The sequence below is a fragment of the Aquisalinus flavus genome, from assembly GCF_014640095.1.
In the GTDB taxonomy this organism is placed as follows: domain Bacteria; phylum Pseudomonadota; class Alphaproteobacteria; order Caulobacterales; family Parvularculaceae; genus Aquisalinus; species Aquisalinus flavus.
In genome coordinates, this window is sequence record NZ_BMGH01000001.1 from 1,959,395 (window position 1) to 1,976,346 (window position 16,952).

At 61.2% G+C, this 16,952-nt stretch carries 16 protein-coding genes; 5 read left to right on the plus strand and 11 right to left on the minus strand.

Annotated elements, in window-relative coordinates; genetic code table 11:
• Positions 1 to 21 precede the first annotated feature (21 nt).
• From IEV88_RS09070 to IEV88_RS09085, 4 genes are all read right to left on the minus strand, one after another.
• Positions 22 to 747, minus strand: a complete 726-nt coding sequence (locus IEV88_RS09070; RefSeq protein WP_188158751.1) for a DUF3450 domain-containing protein — start codon at positions 745 to 747, stop codon at positions 22 to 24.
• Positions 748 to 1,531: 784 nt separating this feature from the next.
• Positions 1,532 to 2,689, minus strand: a complete 1,158-nt coding sequence (locus IEV88_RS09075) for an NAD-dependent epimerase/dehydratase family protein (protein WP_188158750.1) — start codon at positions 2,687 to 2,689, stop codon at positions 1,532 to 1,534.
• Positions 2,690 to 2,852: 163 nt separating this feature from the next.
• Positions 2,853 to 4,169 (minus strand): UDP-glucose dehydrogenase family protein, encoded by a 1,317-nt coding sequence (locus IEV88_RS09080; protein WP_188158749.1) that lies wholly within the window; start codon positions 4,167 to 4,169, stop codon positions 2,853 to 2,855.
• Between the two features lie 169 nt (positions 4,170 to 4,338).
• Entirely contained in the window at positions 4,339 to 4,620 is a 282-nt protein-coding gene (locus tag IEV88_RS09085) for a hypothetical protein (RefSeq protein WP_188158748.1), read from the minus strand.
• 132 nt (positions 4,621 to 4,752) lie between these two features.
• Between IEV88_RS09085 and purU the strand changes: the two genes are divergently transcribed.
• Positions 4,753 to 5,619, plus strand: coding sequence for a formyltetrahydrofolate deformylase (gene purU / locus IEV88_RS09090; protein WP_188158747.1), 867 nt, complete (start codon positions 4,753 to 4,755; stop codon positions 5,617 to 5,619).
• Between the two features lie 38 nt (positions 5,620 to 5,657).
• Here the strand turns inward: purU and IEV88_RS09095 are convergent, their stop codons facing one another.
• The 3 genes from IEV88_RS09095 to galE all read right to left on the minus strand — a co-directional run bounded on the left by IEV88_RS09095 (position 5,658) and on the right by galE (position 8,862).
• Positions 5,658 to 6,536, minus strand: a complete 879-nt coding sequence (locus tag IEV88_RS09095) for a phytanoyl-CoA dioxygenase family protein (RefSeq protein ID WP_188158746.1) — start codon at positions 6,534 to 6,536, stop codon at positions 5,658 to 5,660.
• A gap of 25 nt (positions 6,537 to 6,561) precedes the next feature.
• Entirely contained in the window at positions 6,562 to 7,662 is a 1,101-nt protein-coding gene (locus tag IEV88_RS09100) for a right-handed parallel beta-helix repeat-containing protein (RefSeq protein ID WP_188158745.1), read from the minus strand.
• A 150-nt stretch (positions 7,663 to 7,812) separates the two neighbouring features.
• Positions 7,813 to 8,862 carry a UDP-glucose 4-epimerase GalE gene (gene galE / locus IEV88_RS09105; RefSeq protein ID WP_188158744.1) on the minus strand — a complete coding sequence of 350 codons (1,050 nt, stop codon included), beginning with the start codon at positions 8,860 to 8,862 and terminating at the stop codon, positions 7,813 to 7,815.
• 158 nt (positions 8,863 to 9,020) lie between these two features.
• On the opposite strand from galE, the gene IEV88_RS09110 reads away from it, so the two are divergent.
• Positions 9,021 to 9,497, plus strand: a complete 477-nt coding sequence (locus tag IEV88_RS09110) for a GtrA family protein (RefSeq protein WP_188158743.1) — start codon at positions 9,021 to 9,023, stop codon at positions 9,495 to 9,497.
• Here IEV88_RS09110 and IEV88_RS09115 read toward each other — a convergent pair.
• Entirely contained in the window at positions 9,494 to 10,489 is a 996-nt protein-coding gene (locus IEV88_RS09115; protein WP_188158742.1) for a glycosyltransferase family 2 protein, read from the minus strand. The two genes, IEV88_RS09110 and IEV88_RS09115, sit on opposite strands and share 4 nt — an antisense overlap.
• Before the next feature lie 219 nt (positions 10,490 to 10,708).
• On the opposite strand from IEV88_RS09115, the gene IEV88_RS09120 reads away from it, so the two are divergent.
• Both IEV88_RS09120 and IEV88_RS09125 read left to right on the plus strand, forming a co-directional pair.
• Positions 10,709 to 11,791, plus strand: coding sequence for a mannosyltransferase family protein (locus tag IEV88_RS09120; RefSeq protein WP_188158741.1), 1,083 nt, complete (start codon positions 10,709 to 10,711; stop codon positions 11,789 to 11,791).
• Positions 11,788 to 12,420: a hypothetical protein gene (locus tag IEV88_RS09125; protein WP_188158740.1), complete on the plus strand. Its 633-nt coding sequence runs from the start codon at positions 11,788 to 11,790 to the stop codon at positions 12,418 to 12,420. The genes IEV88_RS09120 and IEV88_RS09125 overlap by 4 nt, the downstream gene beginning before the upstream one ends.
• A gap of 31 nt (positions 12,421 to 12,451) precedes the next feature.
• Here IEV88_RS09125 and galU read toward each other — a convergent pair whose 3' ends face one another.
• Positions 12,452 to 13,321 (minus strand): UTP--glucose-1-phosphate uridylyltransferase GalU, encoded by an 870-nt coding sequence (gene galU / locus IEV88_RS09130; RefSeq protein ID WP_188158739.1) that lies wholly within the window; start codon positions 13,319 to 13,321, stop codon positions 12,452 to 12,454.
• A gap of 222 nt (positions 13,322 to 13,543) precedes the next feature.
• Between galU and IEV88_RS09135 the strand changes: the two genes are divergently transcribed.
• The gene (locus IEV88_RS09135) at positions 13,544 to 14,755 is read left to right on the plus strand and encodes an AGE family epimerase/isomerase (RefSeq protein WP_188158738.1); all 1,212 of its coding nucleotides are present in this window, start codon (positions 13,544 to 13,546) and stop codon (positions 14,753 to 14,755) included.
• 199 nt (positions 14,756 to 14,954) lie between these two features.
• On the opposite strand, the gene IEV88_RS09140 is transcribed toward IEV88_RS09135, so the two are convergent.
• Together IEV88_RS09140 and gmd are read right to left on the minus strand one after the other, a co-directional pair.
• Positions 14,955 to 15,857 (minus strand): GDP-mannose 4,6-dehydratase, encoded by a 903-nt coding sequence (locus IEV88_RS09140; RefSeq protein WP_188158737.1) that lies wholly within the window; start codon positions 15,855 to 15,857, stop codon positions 14,955 to 14,957.
• On the minus strand, positions 15,841 to 16,875 hold the full coding sequence (gmd, locus tag IEV88_RS09145) for a GDP-mannose 4,6-dehydratase (protein WP_188158736.1): 1,035 nt from the start codon (positions 16,873 to 16,875) through the stop codon (positions 15,841 to 15,843). The genes IEV88_RS09140 and gmd overlap by 17 nt, the downstream gene beginning before the upstream one ends.
• Between the last annotated feature and the right edge of the window lie 77 nt (positions 16,876 to 16,952).

A 16,952-nucleotide genomic window follows, 5' to 3' on the forward strand; every position in this document is an offset into this window, starting at 1 on the left:
ATTCCTTCCAATTCGCCTTACTTACTGAGCCTGGATCGGGGCCGGAACCGGCACACCGAGCAGCGCTGGCGCTGTCTGTTCCTTGGCCATGCGCAGGCCAAGCTTAACGTCGGACATATATTTCCTGTCGAGATCAACGAAGGCATTCGCGTCGCGATCATAGATCCGCAGGACCGAATCATCGGCCGTTTTGTAGATCAGGGCGATACGGCCAATGCGCAGGAACTCGACGGAGAGCTCGCCGCCATCGGCAGCAACCGTACCACTGTAAGCCTCGATGGTGCGGCCATATTCGTTTTCGATCTGGAAGGCCTCGATGATCAGGCGGTAGCGCTGTGCCTCGGACGTGTTGGAGTCCGTCATGACGCTGCGAAGACGCTCGATCCGGCGCGCACGCTCCTGCTCGAGGAACGGCATGTCCGCCGCAATGAACTCTTCCAGAGTTCCGAGCATCTCTTCCATCAGCGGCAGCATGGCGCGCTGGATGTTCTCGATGTTGTCGACGTCGAGCTGGAGGTTCTCGATCTGCGTCGATTGACGCTCAACCTCGACAGCACGTGACTGGTTGAAGCGCGACAGAAGCTCGTATTGCTTCAGGTTCGCGCGATAATCGACGAGGAGACGGCTGGTCTCTTCGTCAAGGCTGTCGATCCGCTGCTGGGAGGCCTTTGCCTCAGCGACGGTCTGCTTGCTGACGTCGATAGCAGCACTGAACTGGGCCGCAGCCGGCGCAGTTGCTGACGCCACCAGAGCGATGGCCGTTCCCAAAAAAGCGACTTGTTTAATCATCCTGTTCACCTACCGCATTGCTTCGGTCAAAGGCGACCGGGATGGCCGCCAGAATTGTTAACACATGAACACCCTGCAAGGTGCCATAGAAAGACGCCCTGGGCGCCATAAATAAAGGGTGGAAAAGTTTGTCCCCAATCACACCCCGTTCCAAGATTGGGAAAAAACGCTGCAAAAGGCAACGCCTTTATTTCTCAATCCGCGAAAACCGGTATGCGGGTCGTTTCCCACGCCTCTGTGGCCATTGCCTGGCTCTGTTATTTTGTTACACCATAGCGACAGCAACCAGCAAATGTAAACAATTTATTTACAGGCCCTGTCGGCAAGGCTGGCAGGATTTAGCATTTACCGGATTACAAATCCAGCGATCTTGCAGGATTTTAGCGCAACCCCGTCAAACCGCGACAGAGAGCTGCGCACCTCGTGCATGGAATGAATTTCTAGTCAGTACACGGCTCATCCGGCAGACCCGGCTCAGTGTCAGGCAAATGCTGGCATTGCCGCCTCAAGCGCCATGACCGCAGGCGGCCGGATGGTCAGCCCCGCCCGATGCGGTGAAAAAGATGGCGATAGCGGCGCCGGAACCCGTCGACAGCCCCGGACAGGCCGTCTCCATGCTGGCCAGAAACAGAAACTGCCCCGCAGGACCATCCTGCAGGGCAGTGGACGATTCGAAAAATTCTGCCCCGTTGGATCCGGCATTCAGCCGATCAGGGCGCAAGCCACGATCACGGGCAAGGCCTTACCACTGCGAGATGCAGGGAATTTTCTCCAGATTGCAGCGCTGCGCATAATGCCGGGCAATCTCGGTGACCTCCGCCATCAGGCCCTCATCCAGCGTGATCGGCTCCAGACCCATGCCGATGAACCGGTCATTGGCGACATGGAGATCGTTCTCGTCGGCCTCCTTGCGGGGGTTTTTGACGAAGGCAACCTCGGCCCCGGTCTTGTCGGCGATCATCTGGGCGAGATCGCGCACCCGGTGGGTTTCGGTCATCTGGTTGAGGATGTTGACGCGCTCGCCTTTCTGCGGCGGGTTGGTCAGCGCCAGCTCGATACAGCGGCACGTATCCTGAATGTGGATGAAGGCGCGGGTCTGGCCGCCAGTGCCGTGCACGGTCAGCGGATAGTCGACCGCCGCCTGCATCAGGAAGCGGTTCAGCACCGTGCCGTAATCGCCGTCATAGTCAAACCGGTTGATCAGGCGCTCATCCATGCGCGTCTCTTCGGTCTGGGTGCCCCAGACGATGCCCTGATGCAGGTCGGTGATCTTGACCTTGTCGTTCTTGTTATAGAAGTGGAAGAACAGCTGATCCTGGGTCTTGGTCATGTGATAGATCGAGCCCGGATTGGCCGGATAGAGGATTTCCTGGTCCGCCAGGCCTTCCGCGGTTTGCACCTTCACGGTCAGATAGCCTTCCGGGATCTTCATGCCGGCGGTGCCGTAGCCATAGACGCCCATCGTGCCCAGGTGGATCAGGTGGATGTCCTGTTCCGCCTCCACGATCGCGGCCAGCACATCATTGGTGGCGTTGAGATTGTTGGAGACCGTATAGCGCTTGTGCCAGGAGGATTTCATCGAATAGGGCGCAGCGCGCTGTTCGGCGAAATGGATAATCGCATCGGGCTCTTCCTCTTTGATGAGGGTCAGCAGCCGGTGATAATTCTCGCCGATGGTGAAATTCTCGTACCGGATCTTGCTGCCGGTCAATTCTTCCCAGGTCGCGAGCCGCTCACCCAGCGGGCGGATCGGGGTCAGCGAGTCGACTTCGAGTTCGATGTCGATCTTGCGGCGGGACAAATTGTCGACAATGATCACGTCGTGACCCCGCTTGGACAAATGCAGACTGGTCGGCCAGCCGCAAAAGCCGTCTCCGCCAAGAACAATGACTTTGGCCATCAGGATTTCCTTACCTATACAGTGAGCGCGCTGGCAATGACGGGTGCTAGCGCTTTGTGAACCGAGTGTGATGATTGTTTAGGAGATTTGCGACAGAAAAAACAAGCGCGGTGTTCGTGCGCGGCCCAAACAGCTTGCGAGCCCGCGCACGGCCGACCCCCTCCTAGCGCCCGATGGATGTGTAGGCCCACCCTTTTTCGGCCATTTCCGCCGGCGGGTAGATATTGCGCAGATCGACGATGACCGGCGCTGACAGCAATTCACGCGCCCGGCCGAGATCGAGCGCCCGGAACTCGTCCCATTCGGTGATGATGACAAGGACATCCGCCCCTTGCATCGCCTCATAGGCCCCGTCGCAATAGGTGATCGTGTCGCCGAAATGCTTGCGCGCCTCACCCATCGCTTCGGGGTCGTGGGCGCGCACCGTGGCACCATCCCTGACCAGCGCAGGCACGATGTCGAGCGAGGGCGAGTCGCGCATGTCGTCGGTATTGGGCTTGAAGGCGAGGCCGAGGACAGCGACGGTCTTGCCGCTGAGGTCACCGCCGGCGGCGGCCTTGACCCGGGCGGCCATGGACTGCTTGCGCGCGGCATTCACCTCGACGACGGATTCCACGATCTTCACCGGCGCGCCATGCTGCTGGGCGGTGCGCACCAGCGCCAGCGTGTCCTTGGGAAAACAGGAGCCGCCATAGCCCGGTCCGGCATGCAGGAATTTGGAGCCGATCCGCTTGTCCAGGCCGATGCCGCGGGCCACCGCCTGAACATCAGCGCCGACCTTCTCGCACAGATCGGCCATTTCGTTGATGAAGGTGATCTTGGTCGCAAGGAAGGCGTTGGCGGCATATTTGATCAGCTCGGACGTGACCCGCCGCGTAAACACGATCGGCGTCTCGTTCAGGTATAGCGGCCGGTAGAGCTCCGACAGGACTTCCCTGGCCCTGTCGTCCTCAACCCCGCAGACCACCCGGTCCGGCCGCTTGAAATCGTCGATGGCGGCGCCTTCGCGCAGGAATTCCGGGTTCGAGGCGACGGAGAAGCCCTCCCCCGGCTTCAGGTCGGGACGGACTTTCTGGATGATCGCCTCGACCTCGGCACCGGTGCCGACCGGCACGGTCGATTTGGTCACGACCACGGTATAGCCGTCGATCAGCGCCGCGACCTCTTCCGTCGCCGCGTAGACATAGGACAGGTCGGCATGCCCATCACCCCGCCGCGACGGCGTGCCGACGGCGATGAAGACGGCCTCGACCCCCTTCATCCCTTCGGCAAGATCGGTCGTGAAGGACAGCCGCCCGGCTTCCACATTCTCGGCCACGAGACGGTCCAGGCCCGGCTCGAAAATCGGTATCTCCCCGCGCAGCAGGCGTTCGATCTTGTCCTTGTCCTTGTCGACACAGACGACCGAATGGCCGAAATCGGCAAAACATGCCCCGGAAACGAGTCCGACATAGCCGGTACCGATCATCGCAATGCGCATGAGAGAATCCTTATCGTCATGAATTATCCTGTCGTCCGGCTTTGCCGGGTCCACCCGCAAACGTCAAGCCACCCTGAACCATGGCGGCGCCGCAAAATCACGCCCAAGGCGCAAGGCCGGTAACGTTTTTCCCGGCGGGAGGACAGATCATGGCGTTGCGCCGGCCCGGCTAGGCCGGGGTGGCCGGGCTGCGCGAGGGACCGGGACTGGGCGGCGCTTCTGCGCCCCGCGCCACTTTGTTGGCACGGAGGCCGGCAGCACCCGCGCCGGCCATTGATCGTTCGATCGCCTCTTCGCCCAGATAGGTCGCATGGCCACAGCTGCGACAGACATAGGCATGGTTGTTCTTCAACCGCCTGCCGAACTGTTCGATATCGGCACGGCATGCAGGATTGGAACAGGCGAATACAAACCGCTCGACACGGCCAAAGGCAATGTTGTTGATACTCATGATAACTCTCTCCCGGACCCATCCTCACAGACGGAAAATACGGTGGCAAGAGAAATAAGCTATTGCGTCCGGCGGTTGAAAACGGCTGATGGTAAGTCAGCCGGTGCCGATGGGGGAGAATGACCGAAGACCATGAGCCAGAAAGACAAGCATTACATTCTGAACGTGTCCTGCCCGGACCAGATCGGCGTCGTTTCCGCAGTGACCGGGCACCTTGCCGGTCATGCCTGTTTCGTCGAGGAATCCTCCGATTATGGCGACCCGCAGACCAACCGCTTCTTCATGCGCATCCGGTTCCGCCCGACCCTGGCCGGGTTCGATGCCGATGCCTTCATGGATGGGTTTGCCCCTCTGCGGACCCGGCTCGGCATGCAGGTCGACCTGTTCGAGCGCACCGCGAAGCGGCGGGTCGTACTGATGGTCTCAAAGCTCGACCACTGCCTGAACGATCTCCTGTTTCGCTATCGCACGGGCGATATCCGCATGAAGATCCCCGCGATCATTTCCAACCATCCGGACCTGCGCCAGCTCGCGGATTGGCACGATATTCCGTACCACCACATACCGGTGACGCCGGCGACAAAGGCAGAGGCGGAAGCGCGCATCGATGCCATCCTGGAAGAGGCGCAGGCAGACACGATCGTGCTGGCGCGCTACATGCAGATATTGTCCGCCGGCCTGGCCGGAAAATATCACGGCCGGATCATCAACATCCACCACTCATTCCTGCCGGGGTTCAAGGGCGCCCGTCCCTATCACCGGGCCCATGAACGCGGCGTGAAGCTGATCGGCGCGACGGCGCATTATGTCACCGCCGATCTCGATGAGGGGCCGATCATCGAGCAGCAGGTCGAGCGGGTCGAGCACTTCAACTCGGTCAACGACATGATCGCCGTCGGGCGCGATGTCGAATGCCTCACGCTGGCGCGGGCCCTGCGTTATCATCTGGAGCACCGGGTTTTTCTCAATGGCAACAAGACGGTCGTGTTCCGCCGGTAATATCCGGATACGGAAGGACTTTTTTTACTGCCCCGATGTTATTGCGCTGATGTCCCGGCCTCGTCCTTGAAGATATAGCCATTGGGATATTTGTGCTTCTTGCGGCCCAGGCCTGCGCCGGGGTCCTCTGCGGTCAGGTTGGCGTAGTGATTGACCAGGCTGAGGCGCGTGCGCTCCGGCTGCAGGATGCGCCCGCCAGCATGAACGAAGTCACCATGCCAGATCAGCACATCGCCCTTGGCCGCCGTAAACCGCTCCGTCTCGATCCCCCTGTTCGTACACAGATTTTCGAGATAGGAAACATAGGCCGTGTAATTGCCCTCGAAGTCCTCCTTCAGGGTTTTCTTTTCCGGCTTGTGGGAGCCCGGATAGATGATCAGGGAACCGTTGCCTTCATCGACATCCTCGCAGGCGATCCATGATGCCGCGAGGCTGTCGCGGTCATATTTGTGACCGACGCTGCGCGGCGACACCAGATATTTGTCGGAATGGGCACCCTGCTGGCTCGAATAGCGATAGGTCAATGACTGGATGCAGGTCGGCGCGTTGTCGTACCAGGCGCTGAGAAAGTCCGCTATCGAGGGATGGAGGATGAGAGATGGCGCCACGGCGCTGAAATTCTCGATCCCGACGATCCGCAACCGGCTGGTATCGTCCGTATAGGTTCCGTCAAGCACATCCCGGTTCTTCAGCACGCCGCCGGACAAGCCATAGCTCAGCTCGCCTTCGGTTTTCTGCAAGTGGGCGACCTCGTCCCAGAACGAATCGATCAGGTGATGGTCCACGACGCCGCGCATGATCACATACCCATCGCGCTCGAAATCCGCCACGCATCGCGCGATCCGGTCGCACTTCTGGGCACTCTGCCTGCCGAAAAGCGAGGATGTGAGGGACTGGAAAATGGATGGGCTTTTCACTGGCTGGCTCCCGCGATCCTGAAGGTCAATTCCTGTCACTCAAGGCCGACGCGGCAATGCAATTGTCCGGCGCGCGGCATTCATCGCCCGACGCTGTGACGCCAAAGCGGACATTGGCGAATTCAATATCGACATCGGCGGAATGCCAGGTGATGCCATATCGCGCCGGAGGCGTGCCGAACTCCGGACCGCTGCCGGTAACGACGCCGGTGACGACCGAGTCGCGCGATATGCCATAGCTGAGTTCGGCAGAGTCGGTCAGGAAGATCTCGTCGAACTTGCCCTCTTCCTTCTGGCTGTTGGCCTGGGCCCGCCACGACGCACCGGTAGAGCCGACAAATCCCTGCAGATAGAGCCCGTGGCGTCCATTCCGCGTGGCCGAGATATTGACATAGCTGCCGCCAAAGAGATTGCGGAAGAAAATTCCGTTCCCGCCATTGGCATTGGCGATGACATTGACGGCAGAGCCTTCGGAATGGTCGAAGACGACACCGTCGCGGCCGTTCTCATAGCTGCGCAAATTGCTGATCAGCGCTTCGCGCGATGCCCACAGGATGATCACGCCATCGTCCTTGTTGTGGTGTGAAGAGACATTGTCGATGAAGGTACCCCGGGTCGGTACGCCCTTGCCGCTGACCCGGAGCCCGTCGCGCAGGCAGTTCATGGTCTCGACATTCTCGATCCGCAGGTTCGACACGCGGGTCATGAAAATACCCATGCCGGCTTTCCTGTTGCAGTCGATGGTCAGGTCGGAAATGGTGATATCCGTCTCGCCGTCCTCGACAGAAAGGTTTCCGACTGCGAACTCTTCCATGCCGCCGCTCATCTTCAGCACCGTGACGCCGGCCCCGGCGCCGCGCAATGTCTTGCGCGAGTCCAGGTTGAGCGGCTCGCTGAGATTGATGGTGCCGGCGGGGAGCTCGACCAGCGCGGGGTCGTCACTGCCAAGGCGCTCATTGATGGCCCTGGCATCGCGCAGCTCCGGCGCAGCGCCATTGACCGCCCTGACCTCCCCCTGCCCGCAGCCGGAGAGCAGCGCGGACGCGGCCACAATGACCAGCCCTGTCGACAAAGAACCGGCTCGGGCCAGTGCTGAACCCGTGCGCGATCTGGACTGCCCTGCCATGGTGATCTCCTCAATTCCCGGAATACGGAATATCTCCAGAACGGACCGAGAGCAAGCCGATTGCACCCTTGCGTTCCCGCCTTGGCCGGGCGGTACGTGTTTTGGTCGCGCGCCCCGTCTTGTCCGGTCCGGTCCGGTCTGGTCTGCCGCTCAGTTTTCTTCGGCGTCGCGATAGCCCTGCGGGTTCTGCGACTGCCAGGCCCAGTGGTCGCGGCACATATCCTCGAGGCTGCGGGTGGTCTGCCAGGCCAGCAGTTCCTTTGCCAGCGCGGCATTGGCATAGATTTCGGCGACATCGCCGCTGCGGCGCGGGGCGATCATATAGGGTATCTCACGCCCTGCAGCGGCGCCGAATGCCGTGATCACCTCAAGTACCGAATGGCCCGACCCCGACCCCAGATTGATATTCCGTACAAAGCCTCTGTCCTGCCCGAGGGCATAGTCGAGGGCGGCGCGATGGCCTTCCGCAAGGTCCATCACGTGGATGTAGTCGCGCACACCCGTGCCGTCTGGCGTGTCGTAATCGTCGCCGAAAACGCTGAGCTTCTCGCGTCTGCCGACAGCGACCTGGGCGATGAACGGAAACAGGTTGTTGGGAGTGCCGAGCGGGTCTTCCCCGATCTGGCCCGTGGGATGGGCGCCGACCGGATTGAAATACCGCAGATTGATGACTTTCCAGCGCTCGTCCGCGCCATACTGGTCGGCGAGGATCCGCTCGTTGAAAAACTTGGTCATGCCATAGGGGTTTGTCGGCCCGGTCAGCCCGTTTTCGTCCACGGGGCTCTTGTTGCGGTCGCCATAAACCGTGGCAGACGAAGAAAAAACGACCGTCCTGGCATCGCATTCGGCGAGGATGGCCACGAGATTGAGCGTCGAATTGAGGTTCGTATCGTAATACATGTCGGGCTTCTCGACCGACTCACCGACCGCTTTCAGCCCGGCCAGGTGAACGGCCCCGGCAATGCCGATCTCCTTCAGCCGGTCTATCGTCGCGTCATTGTTGCCCTTGTCCGCCAGATCGCTCTCTATCAGGAGGACTTCCCTGTTCGTCAGCTGCCGGATGCGGCTGACGGCGACGGGCGAGGAATTGGCGAAATTGTCGAGGATGACGACCTCATAGCCAGCCTCCAGAAGCACCAGCGCGACATGGCTGCCGATATAGCCGGCCCCGCCGGTCAGGAGGATCGTTTTCGAGGTCATCTGCGGTTTCCTTTACGCCGGTGGTAGCAAACCCGCCCCGGTTGTCCAAGGCAAAAGCGGCTGGGCCGCCCATGCTGAGCGGCTTTACGGGGTAGTAAACAATAGCGGGGTAGGACAGACTTCGAGCGATCTCGCAGCGATCGCCGGAAGAGAGATGAATGCCGTTACGGTCCCTCCACAGAACACTCCTGACGGGTCCTGCAGCCGCAGCAGGACCGCAATTCGTGCGCTTCGTCGTGGCCGGCATCGCCAATACCGTGTTCGGCTTTCTGGTTTTCTGGATCGCCAATCAGGGACTGGGCTGGCACATCGCGCTTGCCAATGCGGCGGGTTATGCCTTGTCGCTTGTCCTTGCCTATCTGCTCAACAGGTTTTTCGTCTTCTCCGACCAGATTGCCGTGAAGGGCAGCGTGGCGCTTTTCCTTGCATGTTTTGCGGCTGCCTTCGTGGTCAATCAGGCGGTGTTGTGGGGCGTCGACGCCCTGTCCGGCTGGCATCCGGGTATCGTCCAGCTCATCGCCATGGCGTCCTACACGCTGGTGTTTTTCCTGCTCAACAAGCTGGTCGTCTTTGCCGGCCACCCTGCCGATCGGCCGCTGCCCGAGGGGCCGGCAGACGGGGGGGCGGACAGCTAGTCCCGCCCGACGATCCTGTCGATGATGAACAGCGGGCGCGCCTTCGAGGTCATGTAGATCCGTCCGATATACTCCCCCATGATCGACAGGATGGCGAGCTGTATCGAACTCGTCAGTGTAATGATCAGGACGAGGCTGGTCCAGCCGGGCACGGTCTCGCCCGACAGCCATTGCACCACGGAATAAATCATGACGCACAGCATGACCAACAGCATAAAGGCCGCGAGCTGACCGGCCAGCCGCAGGGGCAGCATGGAGAACCCCATGATCCCGCTTCGGGCAAGGGAGATGAGACCGCCAATCGCATATTTGGTCTCCCCCGCCGCCCTCTCGTCGCGTTCATAGTCGATGGCGACCTGGGTGAAGCCCAGCCAGGATATCATGCCGCGCAAATAGCGGTCTTCCTCCGGCATGGTTTCCAGAATGTCGGCGATGCGCCGCGATATGAGCCGGAAATCGCCGACATCGGGCGGAAACGGTGTCTTCCTGTTCAGGGCCAGCAGCCGGTAGAAGGCCTTCGACGACGCCTTCTTGAACCATGTCTCGCCCTTGCGCGACAGGCGCCGGCCATAGACGACATCAGCGCCCGTCTCGGCCATGACCGCCCGCATCTGGCCCAGCAGTTCCGGCGGGTCCTGCAAGTCGGCATCGATCAGCAGCACGGTGTCACCGCGCGATACCGACAGCCCGGCCGTGTTGGCAAGCTGCTGGCCGTGATTGCGCGAGAGCTTGATACCGACGACCCGGCCATCTTCTTGCTGCAGCGCCTCGATCATTGCCCAGCTATCGTCGGAGGAGCCATCGTCGATGAAGATCAACTCATATCTGGCGCCGACCTCCGCGTCTGCTGCGGCGGTGATGCGCCTGTATGTCTCGGACAGGACGTCGGCTTCATTGTGGCAGGGCACGATGATCGACACGAGCGGCACCGGGTGGCTCCTGCCGGCATCATGCCTGACATCCTCTCGCGCCTGCGTCGACCTCGATATCATTTTCGTGCCTTCCGATCCGGTTGGCCTTCCAGGCCATTCATTCGCCGCAAGAAGGTTTCCTGTCCGCCAAATATGCGTACCCTGCATCTGTAATGTCGGCAACTCAGGGGTGTCGCGGCGCACCCTCCAACCGGAAATTGACGAGACCTGACCTTGAGCCTTCGACCCCCCATACATGGCGCTGCCGCTCTGGTATGGCCGGATAGCCTGCAGCGGCGCATGCTGACCCTGTTCCTCGCCGCGCTGCTGGCACGGCTGCTGTTTTTCGCCCTCCTCACCATCGTCAATGCCGGCGCCGATACCGGCTTTGCCAATGGCATTTGCCGCTGGGATTGCGGCTGGTACCGGTCGATCGTGGAGAACGGCTATGACATCGAGCCGGGCCGGGGCACAAACGGGGCGGAAGCCAACTGGGCGTTCTTCCCGCTTTTCCCGCTGCTGGTCAGGCTGGTCTCGTCGATCCTCCCGGTCGGGCCGGTAATGGCCGGGGCGGCGCTGTCGATGTTCGCCTATGCGGCGACAGCGCCTGTTCTGTATGCCGGATACCAGAAGATCATCGGTCCTGACAATGCCCTCTTCCTGGCCGCCGCCGTCGCGGTGACGCCCTTCGGACTATACGGAACCGTTCTTTACACGGAGGCTCTCTTTGGGCTGCTGCTCGCCATTGCCGTGACCGCCGCCCTCGACCGGCGCTGGATCATCGCCGCGGCGGCGGCGATCCTGCTCGGCGCGACCCGCGTCACGGGGGTGTTCATCGTCCTGCCCTTCGCGATCATCGCGCTCCGGCAGTTCAGCTGGCGGCAAGTGTTGACAGATGTGGCAGCGCTGAAGCCGGTGCTGGCGATCGCCGTTGCCCCCCTCGGGGCGTTTGTCTACATGCTGTTTCTCTATCATCATGTCGGTGATGCCCTGGCCTTCCGCAGCGTCCAGGTCGCCTGGGAAAGGGGCAGCGACAGCCCGCTCGAGGTTCTGTCGACCGGCTTCGGCTACCCTCTCGCCAGCAAGGAATTCTATTGGGCCGCAAGCGCGCTGGCCGGGCTCCTGCTGACAGGCATACTGTTCTGGCGCAATCGGTTCGCAGAAGGGGCCGCGTATTTCGTCAGTATCCTGATCCCGCTATCGACCGGCCTGTTCTCGCTCGGCCGCTATCTGTTCACGTCCTATCTGCCCTATCTCGCCCTCGCCGTCTTGCCGGCGCCGTTGAACGGACGAATGTTCAGGGCCGGAATCCTCGCCCTGATGCTGGCTGGCTGGTATTTCTTTGTCATGGGCTGGATCGAACAGGCGCGGTGGGTAATATGAAGCGGCCTTCCCTTCTGGTCAGCCCCCTGATGATCAGGGTTTGGGCGGGACTTTTTCTGGCTTTGCTCGCTGCGTTCTATCTCTACGTGCTCAATCTTGCCGCCAACCCGCAGGTGGGTGCAGCCTATCGGCTTTTCTACTTCGAACAGGCCTTGTCCGACTGGCCCGGCGACACGCTTTCGGCCCTCCCCACAACGCCGTTGGAGCTGCGCACGGATGCAGACCCGCGCATCGGCGCAGGGTTCGAGGCCGGCGGCAGGGAGGAAGGCCTGTGGACCATCGCCAATGACGCCTATCTGATCCTGCCCGCACCGGCGCCGCAGGACAGCGACAGCTATTGGCTGGAAGTGGAGGTCTCGCGCGTCTTCATCTCGGCGGTGCACGACACCCAGCCGGTGACGCTGTTCGTCAATGGCCACAGGCTGGCCGACTGGCGGCTGTTGACGGCCGAGGGCGTGACGCTGACAGTTGTGATCCCGGCCCGGGTCATCGGCGAGGACGGGCTGGCGGTGATCCACCTCGACCTGCCCAACGCCCACTCCCCGGCGCAGGCGGGGCTGGGCGCCGATGGCCGCCCGCTCGCCCTGTTCATCCGCTCTGCCCGCCTGCTGGCGCGACAGCCGGCCTGACGCCAGCACGCGCCGGAGCCACGAAATGGCTCTAGAACAGCGTCTTGACGTAGTCGGCGAGATCGCCGGCGAATTCCTCGCGCTCTTTCGCCATCGCCAGGTTCGCCTTGAGCCAGCCCAGCTTGTCGCCGCAATCATGGCTCACGCCATCGAAGCGATAGGCATGGAAGGGCTGTTTTTTCATCAGCGCCGCCATCGCGTCGGTCAGCTGGATCTCGTTGCCCGCGCCGCGCTCCGTTTCGGCCAGCAGGTCGAAGATTTCCGGCTGCAGGATATAGCGGCCGGTAATGGCGAGGTTTGACGGTGCTTCCTCGACCGGCGGCTTCTCGACCATGCCGGTCATTTTGACCAGCTTGCCGTCGGGCTCGCCATCGGGCGCGATGACGCCGTATTTGTAGACCTTGTCGCGGGGCACTTCCTCCACGGCAACGATGTTGCCGCCGACCTTTTCATACTCATCGACCATCTGTTTCAGCGCGCCGACCTTGTTCTGGATCAGCACGTCCGGCAGCGAAATGGCGAAGGCCTCGTTGCCAACGATATCGCGGGCGCACCAGATGGCGTGGCCGAGACCCGCCGGCACCTGCTGACGCGTATAGGACATCGACCCCGGGTTGCGCACCGGCTTCAGCACGCTTGCCAGGATATCGTCCTTCTTCTTCTTGCGCAGGGCGTCTTCCAACTCGTAGGCGTGGTCGAAATAGTCCTCGATCGCGCTTTTGCCGCGGCTGGTGATCATCACGACATGCTCGATACCTGCCTGCAGCGCTTCATCGACGACATAGTCGAGCAGCGGCCGGTCGACGACGGGCAGCAATTCCTTCGGCGTTGATTTCGTGGCGGGCAGGACGCGGGTTCCGTGGCCTGCAACAGGAATGACGACTTTCCTGATCGTATTCATGACATCTCCAACTTCGTTTATCGCGGCTCTGCAGCCGGGCGGGAAACCTGTATACCGTCTATTAGCATAGTGCGGCCAGCGCTTTCGGCCATAATTCGGCCCGTCGGGCGCATTTGCCCAATGATCAGGAAGATACCGTGATCAAGAAGATAACTTGTGCAGGCGCCAATTTGTTCCTATTCAGACACCGTTCAGTTTTCCAGAGTTGCGGGGGGCACGGAAATGACAGCATTCAATTCTGACATTACAGGATCAATCCGGCAGTGTGCGGACCGTTTCCGCCAGTGGTGCGTGGATGATGCGTTGCCGCTGTGGGCGGCCGCGGGGCGCAATGCCGGGGGCGGCTTCCTGGAGAAACTGGATACGCAGGGCAACCCGCAGCACGACGCCAATATCCGCATACGGGTCGAGGCGCGCCAGACCTATGTCTATGCTCATGCTGCCGCCCTTGGCTGGTATCCCGACGGCCGGCACGTGGCGCGTTCCGGGCTGGATTTCATCAACCGGCACTGCCTGCTGGCCACCGGCTTCGACGCGACGGGCCCGTTCCCCGGCATGGGCTACATGCTGTCGCCGCAACACCGGATCATCGACGACACGGTCGATCTGTATTCCCAGGCCTTCTATCTGCTGGCGGCCGCCTGGTGCCATCGCGCCGATCCCGACGGTCCGGCGCTCGCCATGGCCCGGCGCGCCTGCGAGTTCCTCGACGACAGGATGGGCTCGGACGAAGGCGGCTGGATCGAGGCGATCCCGGCACGCCTGCCGCGCCGCCAGAACCCGCATATGCATCTGTTCGAGGCCTTCATGGCGCTGTACCAGGCGTCCGGAGACGCATGGTATCTGGAGCGCGCAGACCAGATCTATGCGCTGTTCCGCGACCATTTCTTCGACGCGCAGCACGGCGTGCTGCTGGAGTTCTTCACCGAGGACTGGCAGCCCGATCCTGCCAGAGGCACGCTGATCGAGCCCGGTCACATGGTCGAATGGTGCTGGCTGCTGTCGATCTATGCCGGGCTGCGCGGCCTCGATCTCGGTGCAGAGATGAGAACCCTTTACGCCCAGGCAATCGAGCGCGGGGTCAATCCCGTCACCGGCCTGATGTGGGATGAGCTGACCATCGCCGGCGAGGTGACCAAGCCGACCCACCGCTCCTGGTCGCTGACGGAATATCTGAAGGCTTCGATCGCCCTCGCCCGTCTTGGCGACGAGACGGCGGCGCGCGATATACCGCGGCTGACCGGGCTGTTGTTCTCGACCTATCTGGACGCTGCCATACCGGGCGGCTGGCATGACCAGTATGACGGCGACGGGCGCGTGATCACCGATGCGATGGAGGCCAGCACCTTCTATCATTATCTGTGCGCCTGCGCCGAGCTGAATGGACTGGCCGACGCGCTGGACGGCCGCGACGCAATGGCCGTGCCGGCCTGACGCAGACTGGTCCTGATGGGCGCGGATAGGGTGCTGCAAGACACCGAAAACGATCAACGGATCCGGATTAAATTGATCCGCCTGAAGGCAGGCTGATCTATAGCGCTTCCCGGTGAAGTGGAAACCGGTTCACCGTCAGGAAACGCGACAAACAAGGGGTCTGGGTCGTTTCAGCGTTTCCACAGAATGCTGAAACGATCTAGCCCTCGAGCATCCAGGCCAGCGTCTCTTCAAAGGCGATCCGGTCGCGCTGGCCGATCGCGCCGTCGAGCTTGCCGCGATCACCGACCAGCCGCTTGATGTCACTGGCACGAACGAAGGCTGGATTGACCTGGATCTCGATCTGATGGCCGGTCACATCCTGCAGTATACTGATGATTTCCTTCAGGGCGACGCCTTCGCCGCGGCACAGATTGAAGCTCTCCCCCCGGCTGTCCGAGGCGGCAAGCGAAAGGCAATCCTGCACCACATCGCGCACATCGGAGATGTCACGAATGATATCCGTATTGCCGAGCTCGATCGTCGGCTGGCGTTCCCGGAAATGCTTGACCATCTTCGGCACGAGGAATTTCTCGCTCTGGCCCTTGCCGGTATAGTTGAAAGGACGGGTCATCACCATCGGCACATCATCGGCATAGGTGCGGGCGATGAACTCCATGCTGACCTTGGAGCAGCCATAGTGATTGACCGGCGCCAGCGGCGTTTCCTCGCTCACCGGATCGGTGGCCGGATTGCCATAGATATTCGCACTGCTGGCGACCAGCACCTTGTGCAAATCCGGACATTCCTGCGCAAGTGCCTTAAGCAGGTTCTCCGTACCCAGAACATTGACCTCATAGATCTCGACAGGCCGGTCATGGGCGACGAAAGAGATGGCAGCGAGATGGAAGACGTAATCGGGCTGCACCTGTTTGACGAGAGCCGTGACTGCCGCTTCATCGCGCAGGTCCAGCGTGTGCCAGGTGGCAGGCACGCCGGCACCCGTGTCGCGGCCCGTTGCATGTATCTCGCAATCCAGTTTCCGCAGTTCGTGCAGCAGGTGGGTTCCCGTGAACCCGCCTGCCCCGGTAACCAGAACCCGGCTGTTAGAAGGAATAGCCATTCTTGTTCATTTCCAGATCCGACTCCACCATCATGGAGCAAAGCTCCTCGAGGGTCGTTTTCGCTTCCCACCCGAGAACTTCCTTGGCCTTGCTGGCATCGCCGATCAGCAGATCGACTTCGGCAGCACGGTAGAATCTCGGGTCGATGCGAACGACTGTATTTCCGGATTTGGTGTCGATCCCGACTTCGTCAACGCCTTCGCCTTTCCATTCGATCTCGCGACCGACGGCCTGGAACGAAAGCTCGACCAGCGAACGGACGGTTTCGGTCCGGTTGGTGGCAAGAACGAAAGTGTCGGGCTCGTCCGCCTGCAGCATGCGCCACATGCCTTCGACATATTCCTTGGCAAAGCCCCAGTCGCGCTTGGCGTCGATATTGCCCAGCGACAGGCTGTCGAGCTTGCCCAGCTCGATCTGGGCGACGGCATTGGTCACCTTGCGCGACACGAATTCCTGCCCGCGCAGCGGCGATTCATGGTTGAAGAGAATTCCGCTGGTGCCAAAAATATCGAAGGATTCGCGATAGTTGATCGTGATCCAGTGAGCATAGAGCTTGGCGACACCATAAGGGCTGCGCGGATGGAAAGGGGTATCTTCCTTCTGCGGGATCGCCTGGACCTTGCCGAACATTTCCGACGTCGACGCCTGGTAGAAGCGGATCTTCGGATTGATATGGCGGATCGATTCGAGGATATGCAGCGCCCCGAGGCCGGTGATCTGCGCCGTCGTCGACGGCTGGTCGAACGACACGCCGACAAAGCTCTGCGCCGCGAGGTTGTAGATCTCGTCCGGCTCGACCCGGTCGATCAGACGCTCGGTGGAGCCTGCGTCGGTCAGGTCATGCTCGACCAGGTGCAGATTGTCGTGACTGGCGACGCCGAGCTTGTCCATCCTCCAGAAATTGACGGAGCTTGTCCGGCGATAGGTGCCGTAGACCTCATATCCCTTTTCGAGAAGCAGCTCGGTGAGATAGGCGCCGTCCTGTCCGGTGACGCCGGTGATAATAGCCTTTTTCATGAAGTTCCCCCTTCAGACACGCGCTGGCGGCGCTCGCTACAAAATAATAGATGCAGGGTTCGATACCCCATCAGCCT